Annotated in this window: 19 protein-coding genes; 7 read left to right on the top strand and 12 right to left on the bottom strand. The window is 67.2% G+C overall.

The window, feature by feature from the left end; translation table 11 throughout:
• Positions 1–21 precede the first annotated feature (21 nt).
• On the bottom strand, positions 22–1,065 hold the full coding sequence (locus ACY48E_RS00300; RefSeq protein WP_462870051.1) for an alpha/beta fold hydrolase: 1,044 nt from the start codon (positions 1,063–1,065) through the stop codon (positions 22–24).
• 178 nt (positions 1,066–1,243) lie between these two features.
• Here ACY48E_RS00300 and ACY48E_RS00295 point away from each other — a divergent pair, with 178 nt between their 5' ends.
• Positions 1,244–2,494 carry an Nramp family divalent metal transporter gene (locus ACY48E_RS00295; protein WP_462870050.1) on the top strand — a complete coding sequence of 417 codons (1,251 nt, stop codon included), beginning with the start codon at positions 1,244–1,246 and terminating at the stop codon, positions 2,492–2,494.
• 1 nt (position 2,495) lies between these two features.
• Here ACY48E_RS00295 and ACY48E_RS00290 read toward each other — a convergent pair whose 3' ends face one another.
• From ACY48E_RS00290 to ACY48E_RS00275, 4 genes are all read right to left on the bottom strand, one after another.
• Positions 2,496–2,786 (bottom strand): DUF2516 family protein, encoded by a 291-nt coding sequence (locus ACY48E_RS00290; protein WP_462870049.1) that lies wholly within the window; start codon positions 2,784–2,786, stop codon positions 2,496–2,498.
• Between the two features lie 70 nt (positions 2,787–2,856).
• Positions 2,857–3,666 carry a heparin-binding hemagglutinin gene (locus ACY48E_RS00285; RefSeq protein WP_462870048.1) on the bottom strand — a complete coding sequence of 270 codons (810 nt, stop codon included), beginning with the start codon at positions 3,664–3,666 and terminating at the stop codon, positions 2,857–2,859.
• Positions 3,666–4,097: a helix-turn-helix domain-containing protein gene (locus ACY48E_RS00280; RefSeq protein WP_462870481.1), complete on the bottom strand. Its 432-nt coding sequence runs from the start codon at positions 4,095–4,097 to the stop codon at positions 3,666–3,668. Before ACY48E_RS00280 ends, ACY48E_RS00285 begins: the two co-directional genes overlap by 1 nt.
• A gap of 145 nt (positions 4,098–4,242) precedes the next feature.
• Positions 4,243–5,505, bottom strand: a complete 1,263-nt coding sequence (locus ACY48E_RS00275; RefSeq protein ID WP_462870047.1) for a DUF445 domain-containing protein — start codon at positions 5,503–5,505, stop codon at positions 4,243–4,245.
• Positions 5,506–5,620: 115 nt separating this feature from the next.
• Between ACY48E_RS00275 and ACY48E_RS00270 the strand changes: the two genes are divergently transcribed.
• A complete protein-coding gene (locus tag ACY48E_RS00270) occupies positions 5,621–6,361 on the top strand; it encodes a TetR/AcrR family transcriptional regulator (protein WP_462870046.1) in 741 nt (246 codons plus the stop codon).
• Positions 6,362–6,371: 10 nt separating this feature from the next.
• Here ACY48E_RS00270 and ACY48E_RS00265 read toward each other — a convergent pair whose 3' ends face one another.
• The 3 genes from ACY48E_RS00265 to ACY48E_RS00255 all read right to left on the bottom strand — a co-directional run bounded on the left by ACY48E_RS00265 (position 6,372) and on the right by ACY48E_RS00255 (position 9,592).
• Entirely contained in the window at positions 6,372–6,827 is a 456-nt protein-coding gene (locus ACY48E_RS00265; RefSeq protein WP_462870045.1) for a PPOX class F420-dependent oxidoreductase, read from the bottom strand.
• Positions 6,828–6,853: 26 nt separating this feature from the next.
• On the bottom strand, positions 6,854–9,082 hold the full coding sequence (locus ACY48E_RS00260; RefSeq protein ID WP_462870044.1) for a putative bifunctional diguanylate cyclase/phosphodiesterase: 2,229 nt from the start codon (positions 9,080–9,082) through the stop codon (positions 6,854–6,856).
• A 153-nt stretch (positions 9,083–9,235) separates the two neighbouring features.
• The gene (locus tag ACY48E_RS00255; RefSeq protein WP_462870043.1) at positions 9,236–9,592 is read right to left on the bottom strand and encodes an STAS domain-containing protein; all 357 of its coding nucleotides are present in this window, start codon (positions 9,590–9,592) and stop codon (positions 9,236–9,238) included.
• 389 nt (positions 9,593–9,981) lie between these two features.
• On the opposite strand from ACY48E_RS00255, the gene ACY48E_RS00250 reads away from it, so the two are divergent.
• From ACY48E_RS00250 to ACY48E_RS00240, 3 genes are all read left to right on the top strand, one after another.
• Positions 9,982–10,410, top strand: a complete 429-nt coding sequence (locus ACY48E_RS00250; RefSeq protein WP_462870042.1) for an ATP-binding protein — start codon at positions 9,982–9,984, stop codon at positions 10,408–10,410.
• On the top strand, positions 10,407–11,186 hold the full coding sequence (locus tag ACY48E_RS00245) for a SigB/SigF/SigG family RNA polymerase sigma factor (protein ID WP_462870041.1): 780 nt from the start codon (positions 10,407–10,409) through the stop codon (positions 11,184–11,186). Before ACY48E_RS00250 ends, ACY48E_RS00245 begins: the two co-directional genes overlap by 4 nt.
• A gap of 79 nt (positions 11,187–11,265) precedes the next feature.
• Positions 11,266–12,153 (top strand): polyphosphate kinase 2 family protein, encoded by an 888-nt coding sequence (locus ACY48E_RS00240; protein WP_462870039.1) that lies wholly within the window; start codon positions 11,266–11,268, stop codon positions 12,151–12,153.
• Between the two features lie 60 nt (positions 12,154–12,213).
• Here ACY48E_RS00240 and ACY48E_RS00235 read toward each other — a convergent pair whose 3' ends face one another.
• Both ACY48E_RS00235 and ACY48E_RS00230 read right to left on the bottom strand, forming a co-directional pair.
• The gene (locus tag ACY48E_RS00235) at positions 12,214–13,254 is read right to left on the bottom strand and encodes an NAD(P)-dependent alcohol dehydrogenase (RefSeq protein WP_462870038.1); all 1,041 of its coding nucleotides are present in this window, start codon (positions 13,252–13,254) and stop codon (positions 12,214–12,216) included.
• 45 nt (positions 13,255–13,299) lie between these two features.
• Positions 13,300–13,569: a hypothetical protein gene (locus tag ACY48E_RS00230; RefSeq protein WP_462870037.1), complete on the bottom strand. Its 270-nt coding sequence runs from the start codon at positions 13,567–13,569 to the stop codon at positions 13,300–13,302.
• 224 nt (positions 13,570–13,793) lie between these two features.
• On the opposite strand from ACY48E_RS00230, the gene ACY48E_RS00225 reads away from it, so the two are divergent.
• Positions 13,794–15,155 (top strand): ABC1 kinase family protein, encoded by a 1,362-nt coding sequence (locus tag ACY48E_RS00225; RefSeq protein ID WP_462870036.1) that lies wholly within the window; start codon positions 13,794–13,796, stop codon positions 15,153–15,155.
• Here ACY48E_RS00225 and ACY48E_RS00220 read toward each other — a convergent pair.
• On the bottom strand, positions 15,148–16,032 hold the full coding sequence (locus ACY48E_RS00220; RefSeq protein WP_462870035.1) for a 3-hydroxybutyryl-CoA dehydrogenase: 885 nt from the start codon (positions 16,030–16,032) through the stop codon (positions 15,148–15,150). The genes ACY48E_RS00225 and ACY48E_RS00220 overlap by 8 nt on opposite strands.
• 87 nt (positions 16,033–16,119) lie before the next feature.
• Positions 16,120–17,409, bottom strand: coding sequence for an isocitrate lyase (gene aceA, locus ACY48E_RS00215; RefSeq protein ID WP_462870034.1), 1,290 nt, complete (start codon positions 17,407–17,409; stop codon positions 16,120–16,122).
• Positions 17,410–17,770: 361 nt separating this feature from the next.
• Here aceA and ACY48E_RS00210 point away from each other — a divergent pair, with 361 nt between their 5' ends.
• Positions 17,771–18,964: a GNAT family N-acetyltransferase gene (locus ACY48E_RS00210; protein WP_462870033.1), complete on the top strand. Its 1,194-nt coding sequence runs from the start codon at positions 17,771–17,773 to the stop codon at positions 18,962–18,964.
• Positions 18,965–18,977 lie beyond the last annotated feature (13 nt).

The raw sequence follows: 18,977 nt of genomic DNA, 5'->3' as shown, positions 1-18,977 counted from the left end.
CGGTCGGTTCCTGCCGCCCGGTCAGCCCGCGATGCGCACCAGCTCGGCGTTGAACTCGTCGATGGCCTCGACGTTGGCCATGTGCCCGACACCTGGGTACTCGATGAATCGATCGAGTACCCCGGCCCGCTCGAGGGCGGCGACGAGCTTGACCGCCTGGGTGCGCGGGGTCAGCCGATCGGCGGTGCCGACGACCACGGTGGTCGGCACCTCGATGTTCTCCACGGCCTGGGTGAGGTCGAGGTCGGGGAACGCCAGGCCCCACCGCGCCCGCGCCCGCGGTGAGCATTCGCGCACGATGCGCTCGCAGAACGCCACCTGCGCGGCCGTCGCGTGGCGACCGAGCGCGACGTACTGCACGGCGATCGAGGACAGAGCCGTCGAGGGGATCGTGACGTCGGCGCCGAGGATGGTGCGCGCCACCCCGTTGGGGATGTGCACCTTCTTCGGCAGCGGCAGCACGGTGGTGCTGGCAACCAGATCCCCCGCGGCCGTGTCCACCAGGACGAGTGCCCGCGCGTAGCGGCTCACCTCGTCGGGATGGTCACCGGCCCACGACATGATCGACATCCCGCCCATGCTGTGGCCGACGATCACCGCCGGGCCGTGGCGGTGGCCGCCCGGCCCCTCCGCGCCGAGGGCTGCGTCGAGAACAGCGGAGAGGTCGGCACCGAGCAGTTCGGCGGAGAACTCGTACTTGCCCATCTCGCTGCGCCCGTGTCCGCGCTGGTCGTAGACCACCACTCGGTATCGCTCGGCGAGCGCGTTGATCTGCGGAGTCCAGTAGTCCGCCGAACATGCCCAGCCATGACAGAAGACGATGGTCGGCGCCTCGACGTCGCCGTATTCACGCGCGTGCAGGTGGGCGCCGTCGTCGGTGACCACCTCGATGGTGCGGTACGGGTAGCGGATGTCGCCGAGCAGCTCGTCGGCGCCGGTGGCGATGGGTGCGGCGGTGTCGGTGCGTCTGGTGACGGCGTAGGCGAGGGCGCCCGCACCGGCCACTGCTCCCAGCGCGGCGGCCCCCAGTGTGGCCAGGACCAGGTTTCGTCCGGTGTGTGTCATGTGGCTTCTCCCACTGCTGTGTCATGGCGTGTCTCAGAGCGCAGGGCCGCGACGCAGGCGCGCGGGTATTCGCTCCACGATAGGCACACCCCCGCTCACACCGGCACAGAGGTGGTGATCACACCCGAAAAGTTCGGGCGCCCGAACATTTCGGTGTTCGGTGGCCTACAGTTCGTTCATGCTCGAGAAGGCGACGCCGACACCGACGACCCGAATCCGCTGGACCCGCGCGGTCGCGCTGCTCGGACCCGCCTTCGTGGCAGCGATCGCGTACGTCGATCCGGGCAACGTGGCCGCCAACCTCACCGCCGGCGCCCGCTTCGGCTACCTGCTCGTGTGGGTTCTCGTGGGCGCGAGCGCGATGGCCGTCCTCATCCAGTACCTCTCGGCCAAACTCGGTCTCGTCTCCGGGCGTTCGCTTCCGGAGATCCTCGGCGAGCGACTCTCACCCAATCGGCGACGCGCGTTCTGGGTGCAGGCCGAGTGTGTGGCCGTGGCAACCGATCTCGCCGAGGTGATCGGTGGCGCGATCGCCCTGAACCTGCTCTTCGGCCTCCCGCTGTTCGTCGGTGGCCTGATCACCGGGGTGATCTCGATGGTCATCCTCGCGGTGCAGAACCGCCGCGGTCAGCGCACCTTCGAGTTCGTCATCATCGGCATGCTCGCGGTCATCGCCGTCGGATTCCTGACCGGGCTCTTCTTCACCGACGTCTCCCTCTCCGGCGTCGCCGGCGGCCTGGTGCCGGGATTCGACGGAAGCGAGTCGGTGCTGCTGGCGGCGAGCATGCTGGGAGCCACGGTCATGCCGCACGCGATCTACCTGCACTCGGCCCTCGCTCGCGACCGGCACGGCGTGAGCACGGACCCCGGCCGCCTCGATCGGCTTCTGCGCGCCACCAAGTGGGACGTCGCGGTGGCCCTGGTCATCGCGGGCGCGGTCAACATCGGGATGCTGCTGCTGGCTGCGTCGGCGTTCCGTGGCGTCGAGGGCACCGACACCATCGACGGCGCACACGCAGCCATAGCGTCGAGCCTCGGCCCGACCGTCGCGGCCATCTTCGCCGTGGGCCTGCTGGCCTCCGGGTTGGCCTCGACATCGGTCGGGTGCGCCGCCGGCGCCGAGATCATGAAGGGCCTGTTGGCCAGACGCATCCCGTTGCTGCTGCGCCGCGTGATCACCCTGATCCCGGCACTGATCGTGCTCGGAATCGGCGTCGACCCCACCCGCGCACTCGTGATCAGTCAGGTGGTCCTGAGCCTCTGCATCCCGTTCGCGTTGATCCCCTTGATGTCGCTCACGTCGAACCCCGATGTGATGGGTACCCGCACCAACTCACGGCCGACCGTCGCGGCCGGTGTGCTCACGACGGGACTGATCGTCGCGCTCAACGTGGCGCTGCTCTACCTGACGTTCACCGGTCAGGAGTAGGTCACCAGCGCGGACCGCGCTGAACGTCGTCGACCTTCGGCCGCACATCCGCGAGGTACACGCCGACGGCCACGACACCGATGATCCCGAGGAAACCGGTGAACCCGGACAGCAGGATCAGCAGCACCGCGACGGCGAGGATGCCGATCCACAAAGGCTTGGTCTGCTTGCCGACCGCAGTGAAGGCGTCGGGGCGCTGGCGAACGGCGTGGACGAGCGCGAACACGGCGAAGCCGAGCGCAAGGAACTGGAGTACGAGCAGGATCATGCCGGTGGCGCTGAACGCGTTCATGAACCCAGCATAGCGAGCAACGGCCCCCGCGACGGTGGTGTCGCGGGGGCCGCTGTCTCGGCAATCGGTGTCAGCTCTTCTTCGGAGCTGCCTTCTTGGCCGGGGCCGCCTTCTTGGCCGGGGCCTTGGCGGCGGTGGCCTTCTTGGCCGGGGCTGCCTTCTTGGCGGGGGTGCGGGTGACCGGCGATGCCTTGCTGGTGCGCACCTTGGCCTCGACGGTGCCGATCAGACCGCTGATCTCCTGCGAGGCGCCCTTGGCGTCGGCGGCGATCTTCTTGCCGGCCGCAGCAACCTCGTCGGCGATGTCCTCGGCGCCGTCCTTGAGCTCCTCGGCGCTGTCCTTGATCTGGTCGGACGCACGGCCGGCGAGCTCGGCTGCACGCTCGCCCACGGCGCGGGTCTGCGATGCGACCTTGCCCAGGGTGCTCTGGGTGAAGTCGACGGCCTCGTTGGCGGTCTCGTTCAGGGTGCCGAGCCCTTCCTGGACCGGGCTGCTGTTGAGGATGCGCTCGACGGTCTCCTCGCCGCGCTCGGCGAGGGAGGTGTAGATGTCGGACGCGACCTTCAGGTACGCCTCGGCGACCTTCTTGAGCTCCTCGGCGGTGAAGCGCTCGCGCAGCGACTCGAGCTCGTCGGGCAGCTCGGCGGGCAGACGCTCGAGGCGCCCGACCAGCGACTCGACGTTGCCGGTGACCTCGCCCTGGAAGTCCGCCAGGCGGGTGCGGGCGGTATCGACGGCCTCGTTGACCTCCTCGGCGGCTGCCTCGGCACGGGCGCGAACCTGGGCGACGACATCCGCGACTGCCTGCACGACCGCGTCGCCGACACCGACGGCGGCGTACAGCGGGGTCTTCACATCGTCGAGCTTGGGTTCGGTCATCACGACTCTCCTTCGGGTGTTGCGACTGGGTGTGGTGGTTGTTTCTCTGCGAGCGCCTCGTCCTTCGCGTTCTCGCGCCGGAACGAGTCGTAGATCTCCAGCAGGACCTGCTTCTGGCGTTCGGTGATGGTGATGTCCGCCAGGACAGCGTCTCTGATGGGGCTGTGCGGCCGTTCCTCGAGGAGTCCGGCCTGGACATAGAGAACCTCGGACGACACCCGAAGTCCCTTCGCGATCTGGGTCAGAACCTCTGCCGACGGCTTGCGCAGCCCGCGTTCGATCTGACTCAGGTAGGGGTTCGACACCCCTGCGAGCTGAGCCAGTTGACGAAGCGACACGTGGGCCGATTCACGTTGTGCGCGAATGAAGCTCCCGATGTCGGCGGTGGCGGTGGTCACTCGTGCGGCAAGTTCACCGGCGGCCGCGGCCACGGTGTTCTCGTCGCAGTTGGTTCCCGTATCGCCGTGCACGTCAACTCCTCGTCACGATGTCTCGACGAACGACTCGATGCCTTCGAACTCGACGGTAACCACCAGTGCTAACTATTGCAAGCAGTCAGCTAGCACCTCGATGCGATCAGCCGAACAGAAGCTGCGAGACCGAGTAGATGATCAGACCCGCGAGTGAACCCACGACGGTGCCGTTGATGCGGATGAACTGCAGATCTCGGCCCACCTGCAACTCGATCTTGGCGCTGGCTTCGTCTGCGTCCCACCGCTCGACAGTGTCGGTAATCACAGTGGTGATCTCGTCGGTGTAGTTCTCCACGACGTAGCGCACGGCCGCCAGGAGCCACGATTCGACGCGATCGCGCAGCTCGTGGTCGTCGCGCAACCGCACGCCCAGACGGCACACGCTCTCACTGATCTTGGCCCGCAGGGTGCTGCTCGGATCCTCCGCGGATTCGAGGATCAGCCGCTTGGCAACCTTCCAGGAGGCATCGGCCAGACCCGTGACCTCCTGACGCGACATCAACTCGGCCTTGATCCGCTCGGCCTTGGCCACGGTCTCCGGATCGTGCTGCAGATCCTGGGCGAAATCGCGCAGGAACTTGTCGGCGGCCAGACGCAGCTCGTGATCGGGGTTCGAGCGGACCTTCCACGTGAACTCCACCAACTCGCGATGGATCCGTTCGCCGAGCAGCACGTCGACGAACTTCGGCGACCATGACGGGGAATCGCGACTGACCACTCGATCGATGGTCCCCAGGCTCCCCAGGGCCCACTCGTGAGCGCGTTCGGCGAGAAGGTCGAGCAACGGACGCTGACGCCCGTCTGCCAGCAGGGACTCGAGCACGCGCCCGATGGGCGGCCCCCACTGCGGGTCCGCGATCCGCTTGACGATGGTGTTGTCGATGATCTGCGCGACGTCGGCGTCGTTGACCACCTCGAGAATGCCGCGCAGGATCGTGGCCGTCTCGGTGGCCACCCGGTCGGCGTTGTCCTTCTCGGCCGCCCAACCGGCGAGCCGCAATGGAATCTGCGCACTGCGCACCTTCGCCGTCACCACGTCGGCCGCCAGGAAGTTCTGCCCCACGAAGTTGCCGAGACTGGCCCCGAGCTGCGCCTTCTTGCGCTTGATGATCGCGGTGTGGGGAATCGGCAGACCCATCGGATGCCGGAAGAGGGCGGTCACGGCGAACCAGTCGGCCAGCGCGCCCACCATGCCGGCCTCCGACGCCGCGCGCACGTAGCCCACCCAGGCGCCGGACCCTCGTGACTCGAGGTAGCGGCACCCGAAGTACACGACCGTGGCGAAGATCAGCAGGCCCGTGGCCACGATCTTCATCCTGCGCAGGTCGCGACGTTTGGTGGCGTCATCGGTTGTCAGCAGTTGCATCGGGTCCATTGTGCCTGGCGACGCGCACTACACTCGCCCGGGCGGGGCGGAGTCGGCACTCGCAGGCACGCTCGGGGTATCACCGGACGCCCCACCGGTCGAAGGAGTGGTACTCGTGGCGAGGAAGTCCGCATCGGACGAACCCGAGCAGCCCGCTGCACCACCCGACACCGGTGACGGCCCGAAGGCCGCCAAACCCGACGGGCGCAAGCGGCGATGGCGCGAGCACAAGATCGCCCGCCGCGAGGAACTGGTAGACGGCACTCTCGAGGCGATTCGTCGGCGCGGCCGCGAGATCGGGATGGACGAGATCGCCGCCGAGATCGGCATCTCCAAGACCGTGCTGTACCGGTACTTCGCCGACAAGAACGATCTGACGAACGCCACGCTCGAACGGTTCGTCGAGACCACCCTCGCACCGAGGATCTACGCCTCGATCTCCGAGGACCTCGACGAGTACCGGATGAGTCGGGCACTGATCTCCGCATACGTCGACACCGTCGCCGACGACACGGAGGTCTATCTGTACGTGATGAGCAACTCGGCCGGGCCCAACCGCGACGTGGTCGCCGAGTCCGAGCGCATGATCGCCGAAGTGCTGGCCACGGTTCTCGGCGAGCGCCTGCGCCGCCTCGAGATGGATTCCGGTGGTTCGGTGCCATGGGCGTACGCCCTGGTGGGCGGGGTACAGCTGGCCACCCACTGGTGGATCTCGAACAGGTCGATGAGCTCGGCGGACCTCATCGACTACCTGTCGATGATGATCTGGGGCGGAGTAGCGGGAATCGCGGACGTCGGCGGGTCACCGGCTCGATTCGCCGCCGCCGAGCACCCCCTCATCGACGGCTCGAGGTAGACGCTCTCCCCTACTTGGGCGGCGGGAAGCCACCGGTTGCGATCGGCCCCCACGCATCGATGGTGATGGCGATCAGCGACTTGCCCTGGCGCACCATCGCCTCGCGGTACTCGTCCCAGTCGGGGTGCTCGCCGGAGATCGAGCGGAAGTACTCCACCAGCGGCTCCACCGAGTCGGGTAGATCGATCACCTCGGCGGTGCCGTCGATCTGCACGTACGGGCCGTCCCAGTCGTCGGACTGCACCACGGCGGTCACGGCGGGATTGCGGCGGATGTTGATCGCCTTCGCGCGATCGGGATAGGTCGAGATCACGATGCGACCGCGCGCATCGAGCCCGGCAGTCACAGGTGAGCACTGCAGACCGCCGCCGGCGCGACGGGTGATCAGCACCAGGTGGTGGCGGTCACGGACGAAATCGAGCAACTCCTCGCGGGTGACCCGGTCGGCGGTGGCGTAGTTCGGCATGAGCTCCACGGTGCCACATGCCACCGTCAGGCGGATTCGCCTCGCGCCACCTTCGCCTCGAGTGCACTCGCCCGCAACATCGGATCGATCCGCGGGAGCAGCGGAACCTGCTCCGCCTGAACGGGTTCGGACACCAGGAAGCCCTGGACGGAGTCGCATCCACATGCGCGGAGCTGGTCGAGTTGCTCGGGCGTCTCAACCCCCTCACCCACCACGACGATCTCGAAGGCGTGCGCGAGCGAGGTCATCGCCGTGACTATCGCCGCCGACCGCCGCCCGGGCAGTCGGCCCACGAACGACCGGTCGATCTTGACGGCGTCGACGATCGGGAAGCGGGTGAGGTAGCCCAGCGAGCTGTGTCCCACACCGAAGTCGTCGATCACCAGGGTGACCCCGCGATCGTGCAGGGCGGCGAGATTGCGTGAGACGGTCGTGGTGTCCTCGACCCACACCGACTCGGTGATCTCGAGTCCGAGCCGACGTGCGTCGAACCCGGTCTCGGCCAGGATCCGGCTCACGGACGCCGCGAAATCCGGGTGGCGCAACTGGATCGGCGAGACGTTCACGCGCAGATCGACGTCCCAATCGAGAGCCTCGATGCAGGCGCGGCGCAGCGCCCACGCACCGAGCGGGCGGATCAGCCCGGATCGTTCGGCGATGCCGATGAACTCCGCCGGACCAACCGGACCGAGGTCTGGGTCGTTGAACCGCGCCAACGCCTCGACCGCCTGGAACCGACCCGTCTCGAGCGAGTACACCGGCTGGAATCGCACGTCCATGGTGTCGGCGTCGAGCGCCGCGCGCACACCGGTCGCGATGCTCAGCCGGCGCCTGGACTGGTCACCGTGGACATCGTCGAACACCTGGTGGCTACCCGGACCCTCGTTCTTGGCCTCGGCGAGAGCGAGATCTGCGTGACGAACCATCTCGGCCGCGGTGTTCTCGCCGTATCCGAGGGCGATACCGACGCTCGCCGAGATCTCCACCACGCGCGAACCGATGTCGATGGGCATTCTCAGCTGCGCGATCACGTTCTGCGCCAATGCAATTGCATCGAACCTGTCCACCAGCGACGACGCGACGACGAGGTACTCGTCCCCACCGAACCGGGCAACGCTGTCGGTTCCGGGGATCAGGTCGTCGAGGATCTTCGCAACGGCGACGAGCACGCTGTCGCCTGCTCCGTGGCCGTAGGTGTCGTTGATGACACGGAAGTCGTGCAGATCGATGAGCATCACCGTGGTCATCGTCGACTCGCGACGCGATTGCGCGAGGGCCGAGTCGATGCGCTGGTAGGCGAGCGTGCGGTTGCCCAGCCTCGTGAGCGGATCGTGCAGGGTCTGGTAGCGCAGTTCCCGCTCGAGGTCGCGACGACGCAACGCCGAGGCGATCACCTCCGAGATGGTGATCAGGAACGCGATCTCCTCACGCGCCCAGGAGTGCGCCCGATCGCGGAAGACCGCGATGGTGCCCCACATGTTCTCCCCCTGCGGGATCGGCACGGCCACCGTGCTCTCGAGGCCGTATCGGCGCATCGTGTCGGTGCTGAACGCGCTCTGGCCGGCGGTGCTCGTGCACTCGACCACCCGCCGGGTCCTGATGGCGTGGCCGGTGGGACCGTCGGTGGCCAACGGTATCGAGGCGGCGTCGGTGTCGAATCGGCATGCGCCGTCGATGAACCTCAGGTGGTCCTGACCGGGAACACACCGGTAGATCACCGACGCCTCCACGCCCAACACTTCGAAGGACACCGCGACTGCTGCGGAGATGAGGTCGTCGAATCGGCCGGTGAGCGAGACCCGATTCAACTCGGCGACCGCCGCCTGTTCGCGCTTGCGACTGGCCACGGCGTTCATGGCGTCGGTCAGGACCGGAGTGCCCGCAGGTCCGTCCGATTCACGCCGCATGACCACCACGACCCCGTGCTCGGTTCTGCCGTCGACAAGCGCGTAGATGGTCACCGACAGTGGAAGTTTGTCGCCGGCCGGTGTCGTGATCTCCACCCTGCCGACCCAGGTGCCGCGACGGTCGACGTGTTCACGCATGGCCTCGATGTTGGGCAGGACACTTTCGGGGAGCATGTTGCGGTACTGCGTGTCCGCCACCTCGCCCACGCTGGGCACCCCGAGCATCAGCAGAGCAGCGGGATTGAGGTAGCGGATGCGCGAGAGTCGATCGATGATGGCGATACCGTCGGCGCTGTTCTCGGCTGCAGCGATCATTGCCCTGTGGGGCATGGTGGGATCGCGATCCACGACAACCGCTCCTTTTCGATCTCCCCGACCGGTTCGGACAGCGCCAATTGTCACATCCAAATGCGCGGGTGCGCGCACCGGGAGGCTCTCCTACGCGGAAGTATGACCGAAAACAGCAGTGAATCGGGGCCGATACCGGGAACTGCGTCGCGCTCAGCCGACCGAACTCGCCAGCGCGGCGTCGACCGTGCTGAAACAGCGGGAGTCCGTGGTGAAGCCTCCGGCCACCATCACGTGGTCGAGGGCCGGTGCCGTCACCAGCGACCAGTTCACACTGGTCACGGTCGCGGCCATCTCGGCAAGCGACGACAACGCCGACATGCCGACGAATTCGATGCCCGAGAAATCGACGAGAACACTATCGGCGACGACGTCGTTCGAGGAGATGAATTTTGCGAACTGGTCGCCGTTGGAAAGGTCGAGTTGGCCAGCGACGTGCACAATCGTCGGGCCCTCGCGGTGTCGCTGCACCGTCACGGAGGCAAGACCCAAGCGCAGCGGGCCGATCACGGCGTCGGGACCGCCGGGTGTCCGGGAATCAGAGGTCTGCATGGCTGCTCCGATGATGGGTTCGGAGGAAACAACGAGCCATAGGTCGGAGTACGCCGGGGGCATGGACCACACTGCGCGTGAGACACCACGAGCGGGGGATTACCAGGGTGTACATCGAACAGGCGACCAGCGGGACGCAATCGCAGGTGGAGCGTCGTCGCGGGAGCGGGCTATCGTCGATGTTCCATTCGTCGGCTGGGGACTCAACCGCTTACGACACTACGCCCCGACCGCAGCCACTGCCACCGACGTCGGCACGGAAGGTTTGTTCGGTGCTCGCACGGGGTAATCGACCTATTGGCGCTCATCGCGTCGAGGCACACGTAGATCATCCACAGGAGGCCGGAATGACCAGGGCGATCAGCACCGATGCCCGATCAGAGAGCGGCGACGCCACCATCGAGCTGGGCGTGCTCGCCGCCCCGGCTCGCCTCTCGGTCATCCGGGCGATCGCGGCGACACTCGCCGCGCAGGAGGACTTCGACCTCGACGACATCGCCGACATTCGGCTCGCCATCGACGAGGCGTGCAGTCGTCTCGTCGTGCGCGCGGTACCGGGGAGCAGGTTGGTGTGCCGGTTCACCCCATCCGACCACGACATTCATGTTCGGATCAGCGCGGAGGTCGGTTCGGAAACCTCCACCGAGCAGGCCGGGTTCGGCTGGCACGTGCTCAACGCGCTCACCGACGAGGTGAGCGTGGCGCACGACGAGTCGTCGTCCGGGGTCATCACCAGCAGCATCTCCTTCGTCAAGAAGAAGCCCACTGCGGAATGACCCCGGAACGGACGCCCGGGCGCTCCGACGACTACGCCGACGTCGGCGATCGGTTCCGGGAGATCAGTGCCCTGCCCGAGGGGGACGCCCGCAGAGCGCGCATCCGGGACGAGGTGGTCACGCGCTGCCTACCCCTGGCCGAGAACATAGCCCGCCGCTTCGGCGGCCGCGGCGAGGCGCACGACGACCTGGTCCAGGTCGCGCGAGTGGGGCTGGTCAACGCGGTCGATCGGTTCGATGTCGAACGCGGGTCGGACTTCGTCTCGTTCGCGGTGCCGACCATCATGGGCGAGGTGCGGCGTCACTTCCGCGACACGGGATGGGCGGTGCGTGTCCCACGCCGGATGAAGGAACTGCACATGCAGATCGGTCGGGCGGTCGGCGAGATGTCACAGACCCTGGGTCGATCGCCGACGGTCTCCGAGCTCGCCGAACATCTCGAACTCGACCGCGACGAGGTCGCGCTCGGTCTGACCGCCGGCAATGCCTACCAGACGCTGTCCGTCGACAGCGCCCCGCACGGAGGCGATTCCGAAGGACTGTCCCTGGCGGACACACTCGGCGACTACGACCGTGAACTCGAGAAGGTCGAGAACCACGAGGCGCTTCGCCCCCTGCTGGCCAAACTCCCCGAGCGCGAGCGCAACGTGTTGTTGCTCAGATTCTTCGGGAACATGACTCAGACCCAGATCGCGGATCGACTGGGAATCTCGCAGATGCACGTCTCGCGACTGCTGGCCCGGACACTGGCCGGTCTGCGCGAGGAGCTTCTCTGACAAGGACGCGAGCGATTCGTGCCCGGCGCGAACACCAAGCGTCTGTGCCGGGCACCCGAGTTGGCCATACGATCGCCCCATGCCGCCACCGCAGAACAAGCCGTCCGCTGCCGAGTCCGGGCCGGGTCACTGGCACATCCCCGCAACCGAGGTGCTTCGGGCGGACTCGCACACGTCCGTCGCCGACCTCGACACCAACTCCACTCCCGGCTACTCCGGGTCCAAGTCGGATGCATCGCGCATTCTCGCCGAGCGGGGCGAGGTCCTCTCGGCGCTCCAGGAGAAACTGTTCGCCAACGGACAGTCCGGAGTGCGCAAGTCCATCCTCCTGGTGCTCCAGGGAATGGACACCGCGGGTAAGGGTGGAATGGTTCGCCACGTGATCGGGCTGGTCGATCCCCAGGGCGTCGAGCACACGTCGTTCAAGGTGCCCACGGCCGAGGAGAAGGCACATCACTTCCTGTGGCGCATCGAGAAGAAGCTGCCCACGCCCGGCCACATTGGTGTGTTCGACCGCTCGCACTACGAGGACGTCCTGGTGGTGCGTGTGCACGAGCTGGTGCCCACCGACGTGTGGGAGGGGCGCTACGACGAGATCAACGCCTTCGAGAAGCGCCTGGTCGACGCCGGCACCACCATCGTCAAGGTGGCCATGTTCGTCTCGCTCGACGAGCAGCGACGCCGCCTGGCAGAGCGCCTCGACCGGGAGGACAAGCACTGGAAGTACAACCCCGGCGATGTCACAGAGCGCGCCTTCTGGCCGCAGTACCAGCAGGCCTACCAGGCAGTTCTCGACCGCACCAACACCGACCACGCCCCGTGGTACGTGGTGCCGTGCGACAAGAAGTGGTACGCCCACCTCGCCGTCACCGAACTGCTCATCGACGCCCTCGAGACCCTGAACCTCACCTGGCCCCCTGCCGACTTCGACATAGAGGTCGAGAAGCAGCGCCTCGCCGCCTCCTGACTCCCCCTCCCGAGCCGCCCTGACCCGTCGTGGTGGGTGCAGAGCGGTCGGGGCGGGAGGTCAGAGGGTGGAGGTGTCGATCACGAAGCGGTAGCGCACGTCGGAGGCGACCACTCGGTCGTACGCGTCGTTGATCTGCTCACCCGAGATGACCTCGACCTCGGCGCCGATGTGGTGCTCGGCGCAGAAGTCGAGCATCTCCTGCGTCTGCGCGATGCCGCCGACCATCGAGCCGGAGATCGAGCGACGGTTGCTCAGCAGCGGGAACACCCCCACGGTCAGCGGGTTCTCCGGCAGCCCCAACTCCACCAGCGTGCCGTTGCGCGCGAGCAGGCCCAGGTACTTGTCCAGCGGAAGGTTCGCCGAGACGGTGTTGAGAATGAGGTCGAACTTCCCGCGCAGAGCCTTGAACGTGGCCGGGTCACTCGTCGCGTGATACTCGTCGGCACCGAGTCGGGTGCCGTCGGCCTGCTTGCTCAGGCTCTGGCTCAGCACGGTCACGTGCGCGCCCATCGCGTGGGCGATCTTCACGCCCACGTGGCCCAACCCGCCGAAGCCCACGACGGCAACCTTGGTGCCGGGCCCGACGTTCCAGTGCCGCAGAGGCGAGTACAGCGTGATGCCTGCGCACAGCAGCGGCGCGGCGACGTCGAGGTCGATTCCCTCGGGGATTCCGACGACGAACTTCTCGGTGACCACGATCTGCGTGGAGTACCCGCCGTGGGTGCGCTCGCCGGCGTAGGTGGTCGAGTTGTAGGTGCCGACCGCGCCCTTGGTGCAGTACTGTTCGTCACCGTCGACGCATGCCTCGCACACTCCGCACGACTCCACGAAGCAGCCGACGCCGACGCGATCCCCGACCTTGCGGGTGGTGACCTCCGAGCCGACGGCGGCGACGATTCCCGCGATCTCGTGACCGGGCACGACGGGGTACTTGGTCCCGCCCCATTCGTTGCGTGCGGTGTGGATGTCGGAGTGGCAGATGCCGGCGTACTTGATGTCGATGAGGATGTCGTGGGGACCGAGGTCGCGCCGTTCGATCGTGGTCTTCTCGAGCGGGGCGTCGGGAGCGGTGGCAATGTAAGCGGTTGCAGATGACATGTCTACATTCTTACTCCTGCATAGAACCTCGCCCGGCGCCCGCTCCTAACGGGCCTGGTAGGCGCGATATCCGAGGAAGCCGACGTAGGCTGCCAAACCAGCTAGTCCGATCTTCCGGGTCGCCGGCACGGCGATCGCGGTCCCCACGACCAGCTCGGTGACCCCGTTGCGGAAGGTCCAGGCCCGCGTGTCGGCAGGGAAGGCAGCGGCAGTGATGGGGGCGAAGGCGTCGGGGATGACGAAGTGTGCTGCGCCCGTTGCCGCGAGAGCCCCGCCGAGAACCGTGGCGATGGTGGAGGACGAACCTGAGCTCATGAGTGATCCTCGTCTTTCGTCGATGTGCCACATAGGCCCCTGCCACAGGTAGCTGTGTCGGCCGGGTCACATGTACTGTCGAAGCGATCCGGCCGCACGGCGACCGGGGAGCCGACGTTACCGTGACGCACCGGAGGCGCCCGAGGATGGCCCGACGCGACGACGAGTCCGACAGCCGCTCCGCATCGAGAAGTGCGAGCACGAGGACCGCGAACCCGAAAGCAATGCCGACCTCACGCATCGCGCGCGGGTCCAGGTTGGGTGCGGTGGCCGCGACGCAGGCAGTGCGGGGGGCCGGGACGCGCGTGTCGATGCTGGGACGCTCGGAGGAGGTTCGAGCGCGCCTGGCGGAGAACAACGCGATGGAAGCGGCAGACCGACTCGTCACCGTGCTGGGCACGATGAAGGGCGCGGCGATGAAGCTGGGCCAGATGCTCTCGATCCTCGACCTGTCCCTGGTGCCGCCCGCGCAGCGCGCCCGCTTCCAGGAGCGCCTGGCAGTGTTGCGAGATCAGGCGCCGCGCATGCCGTTCGAGAAGATGGCGGCGGTGATCGAGGCGGATCACGAGCGGCCGCTCGCCGAGATCTTCGCGCACATCGATCCGGAGCCGGTGGCGGCGGCGTCGATCGGCCAGGTCTACCGGGCAACGACGCACGACGGGCGCACCGTGGCCGTGAAGGTGCAGTACCCCGGTGTCGATGCCGCCGTGCGCGCCGACATGAAGAACTTCGCCCTGTTCCTCAAGTTCTCCAAGGCGGTGGTGCCCGCGCTCGCTGCACCCGGGCTGCTCGACGAGTTGCGTCGCAGCATCGAGGGTGAGTTGGACTACGTGGAGGAGGCGCGCACCCAGCACGCGTTGGCCGCGCTCTACCGCGGGCATCCGTTCATCACGGTGCCCGATGCGCTCACCGAGTTGTGCACCAGGCGAGTGCTGGTTAGCGAGTTCGTCTCCGCGGCATCGATGGACACGGCGGCGTCGTTGCCGCAGCAGGCGCGCGATCGAATCGGCGAGATCGTCTATCGCTTCTACGTGGGTTCGCTATACCGATACGGCGAGTTCTGCGGGGATCCGCATCAGGGCAACGTGCTTCTCGCCGACGACGGCACCGTCGCCTTCCTCGACTTCGGGCTCTACAACCGGATGGATCGGCGTGACATCGACTTCGAGATTCGATGTCTGCGGGCCGCGGCCGAGGAACGTGGAGACGACCTGCGGGCCCTACTGATCGAGCGCGAGATCCTGCCTCCGAACACCGCCGTCGGACCGACGGACTGCCTGAACTACGTGTACGCGGCGTCGGAGTGGAACCTGGTGGACAGGCCGATCACGGTGACTCCGGACATGGCCGGGTCGTCGATGATGCTGGCGCTGGACCCGACAGGCTCCGACTTCGCGGGCATCAACCGCCATCAACTGCCCCCGGCGCACCTGTTCTCACGGAGGGCCGACTTTCTCACGTTCGGCATCCTGGGCCAGCTCGGGGCGGGCGCGAACTGGCACCGCATCTCCCGGGAATGGATCTACGGCGACGAGCCGACCACCGAACTCGGACGTGCCGAGGCCCAGTGGTCGGCCGCTACTTGACGATGCGGCCGTTGACGTAGGAGTAGAAGCCCTCGCCGGACTTCTTGCCCAGCAACCCACCCTCGACCATGCGCAGCAGCAACGGCGGGGGAGCGTAGAGCGGCTCCTTGTACTCGGCGTAGAGCGAATCGGCGATGGATTTGACGGTGTCGAGGCCGATGAGGTCGGACAGGGTGAGCGGACCCATGGGGTGCGCGAGACCCAGCACGGTCGCCTTGTCGATGTCCTCGCGGGAGGCGAAGCCGGCCTCGACCATGCGGATCGCGGAGAGCAGGAACGGCACCAGCAGGAAGTTGACCACGAATCCGGATCGGTCGGCGGCTCGAACGACCTGCTTGCCGAGAACGTCGACGGCGAACTGCTCGGCGCGCTCCTCGACGTCCGATGCCGTCTTGACCGTGGTGATCAGTTCCACCAGTGGCAGTACCGGCACAGGGTTGAAGAAGTGCAGACCCACCACGCGCGCAGGGTTGGCGGTGGCCACGGCGATCTTGGTGATGGGGATCGACGAGGTGTTCGAGGCGAGCACGGCGGCGGGATCGGTGACGATGGCGTCCAGGCGGGCGAAGATGTCGGTCTTGACCTTCTCGTCCTCGAGCACGGCCTCGACCACCAGTTGGCGATCGGCGAACTCGGCGAGGTCGGCGGTGAAGCGTAGGCGCCAGGCGGCCTGCTCCCGCTCGCGTTCGGTGATCTTGCCGCTCGAGACCCCGCGGTCGAGGGACTTGAGGATGCGGGTGCGACCGGCGGCGGCCAGTTCGGGTGTCTGCTCGAACACGAGCACGTCCACGTGCGCGCGGGCACATACCTCAGCGATACCGGCACCCATCTGCCCGGCACCGACGATGCCTACACGCTCGATCCTGTCGCTGGTCACAACCGCTCCTCGGGAGATGTTCGGGTGGAGAAAAGAACACGGTCCGCCGCCCGTGCACCGGACGGCGGACCGTTCACGCGTTCTGGATCAGTGGAACTGACCCTCTTCGGTGGAGCCCTTCAGAGCAGCGGTCGACGTGTTGGGGTCGACGGTGGTGGCAATGCGGTCGAAGTAGCCCGCACCGACCTCACGCTGGTGCTTGATGGCGGTGAAGCCACGCTCCTCGGCGGCCTTGAACTCGCGCTCCTGCAGGTCCACGAAGGCGGTCATGCCCTCGCGGGCGTAGCCGTGGGCCAGGTCGAACATGCCGTAGTTGAGCGAGTGGAAGCCGGCCAGGGTGATGAACTGGAACTTGAAGCCCATCGCGCCGAGCTCGCGCTGGAACTTGGCGATGGTCGCGTCGTCCAGGTGCGCCTTCCAGTTGAAGGACGGGCTGCAGTTGTAGGCCAGCAGCTGGTCGGGGAACTCGCTGCGCACGGCCTCGGAGAACTTCTTGGCGACCTCGAGGTCCGGCACGCCGGTCTCCATCCAGATCAGATCCGCGTAGGGGGCGTAGGCCTTGGCGCGCGCGATGCAGGGATCGATGCCGTTCTTGGTGCCGAAGAAGCCCTCGGAGGTGCGGGTGCCGTCGAGGAACTCACGGTCGCGCTCGTCCACGTCGGAGGTGATGAGGGTGGCGGCCTCGGCGTCGGTGCGGGCGATGATCACCGACGGCACGTCGGCGACGTCGGCCGCGAGGCGCGCGGAGGTCAGGGTGCGGATGTGCTGCTGGGTGGGGATGAGCACCTTGCCACCGAGGTGGCCGCACTTCTTCTCCGAGGCCAGCTGGTCCTCCCAGTGCACACCGGCGGCGCCGGCGGCGATCATGGCCTTCTGCAGCTCGTAGGCGTTGAGTGCGCCACCGAAGCCGGCCTCGGCGTCGGCGACGATCGGAGCGAGCCAGTTGCTGACGGCGGTGTCCCCTTCGATCTTGGCGATCTCGTCGGCACGCAGGAGAGCGTTGTTGATGCGGCGGACCACCGAGGGCACCGAGTTGGCCGGGTAGAGGCTCTGGTCGGGGTAGGTGTGGCCGGAGAGGTTGGCGTCACCGGCGACCTGCCAGCCGGAGAGGTAGATCGCCTTGAGGCCGGCACGCACCTGCTGGACGGCCATGTTGCCGGTGAGGGCGCCGAGCGAGTTGATGTAGTCCTCGTTGTTGACGAGGTCCCACAGGATCTCCGAGCCGCGGCGGGCCAGGGTGGCCTCCTCCACGACGGTTCCCTGCAGGTCGACGACCTGCTGCGCGGTGTAGTTGCGGGTCACGCCCTTCCAGCGAGGATTGGTGTCCCAATCCTGCTGGAGCTCAGCAGCCGTCTTCGGTGTGCCGGTGGTCGACATCAAAACTCCAGTCTCTTCGCGATGCGCGGCTTTGCAGCCTTGCCATGCATGGGGGATGTTCGTCACGAGAATGACACACAGGAAAACAGGTGTCTACCTGCATGTTCTGCAAAGTACAGCTAGCTTGATCGCAGTTTGTGCGAAGTTTGCGAAGTTCTTGCCCACGCTTGCACTCGCGATGAACGCAAACCGGCAGCGTGCAAGCGGTACGGGCGTACCGGAACCGGACGCCGTCAGCGAGCGCGCCGAACGCCGCATCGACACCCCGTCACGAGATCTGTGTGAGTGACGACACACGGCTCAGCGGAGGCCGCACCCGGCACCCACCGCCTCGAAACGAACTTTCGGTACGCTCGAAGGGGTGAATGCGAACTCGAGGTACGCACCGGAGCCCACGGACACCGCGCGCACGACGGATCGCATCGAGGTGCTCCGCGGCGTCGACGCTCTCACCGACCCCGGTCTGCGGGACCGTTGGGACGCTCTGGCCGACGCCAGGGCCACCCGCATCGCCGCACGGCCGCACTACGTCCTCGGCGCTCACGCCACCAGGCCCATGGGCCGCCTGCTCACCGTCACCGTCCACCGCGGCTCCGACCTGGTCGCCATCGCACCGCTGTGGAGCATCTCGTACGGGCCCCTCCGCGTGGGACGGGTGGTCGGCGACGGCTTCGGCCTTCCCGTGGAGATCCTGGCCGTGGACGAGGCAGCCGCCCGCGCCCTCTGGTCGGGCGTGCGCAGGCACCGAGTGAGCATGTACTTCGAGGAAGCCGAGGCCGAGTCCGAGCCGATCCGCGCGCTCTTGCGTGACCCCGGCTGGCACCCGCACGCGGTGGCCAGCGAGTCCGGCGACGTCGTCCTCCTACCGGAGGACGGTTCCGGCTCTCGCGGACTGCGCAGCGGTCACGCCCGCCGTCGACTCGCCGCGGCCCGGCGCAGCCTCGAGAAGCAGGGCCACGACGTCGAATTCGAATTGATCACCAGCACAGCGGCCTTCGATTCACGCTGGCCGGAAATGGCCGCACTGTCCGCGTCGGCAACGGCGTCCACCGGCCACATCGACTACCTCGCCGGCCCCCTCGGGTCCTTCGTCCGCGACGTTCTGCGCGCCGAGTACGTCGCCGGTCGCGCAGGCATCGTAGGGCTGCGGGTCGACGGGCGGTGGGCCGCGCAGCTGATCACCTCCACCACCGCGGACCGCGCGGAGTGCTGGCTCACGCACTACGACCCGGCCATCGCTTCGGCCCGACCGGGACACCTGCTGATGCAGAACTTCACCGATCGCGCATCCGGCCTTGGGCTGACCGAGATCGATCTCGGCGCAGGATCCAACGAGTTCAAGGCAGCATGGTCGACGCACAGCTACACCCCACTGCGAGCGGTCGCGGTGCCCTCGACCGTCTCCTCGACGGGGCGGGTGTCCTCGTCAGGGCAGGTGTCCTCGACAGGGCAGGGGTTCTCGCCGGAGCGAGTGGCCGGGCTCATCGCCCGGCTCGAGGCGAGCGGTGCCGCCCGCCGGATGCGTCTGCTGCGCGGCATGCTTCCGCCGCGCTGAGCTGCGAAGGTTG

It is taken from the genome of Rhodococcus sp. AZ1 (assembly GCF_054979605.1).
This window is presented reverse-complemented; position numbering and strand designations above follow the sequence as displayed.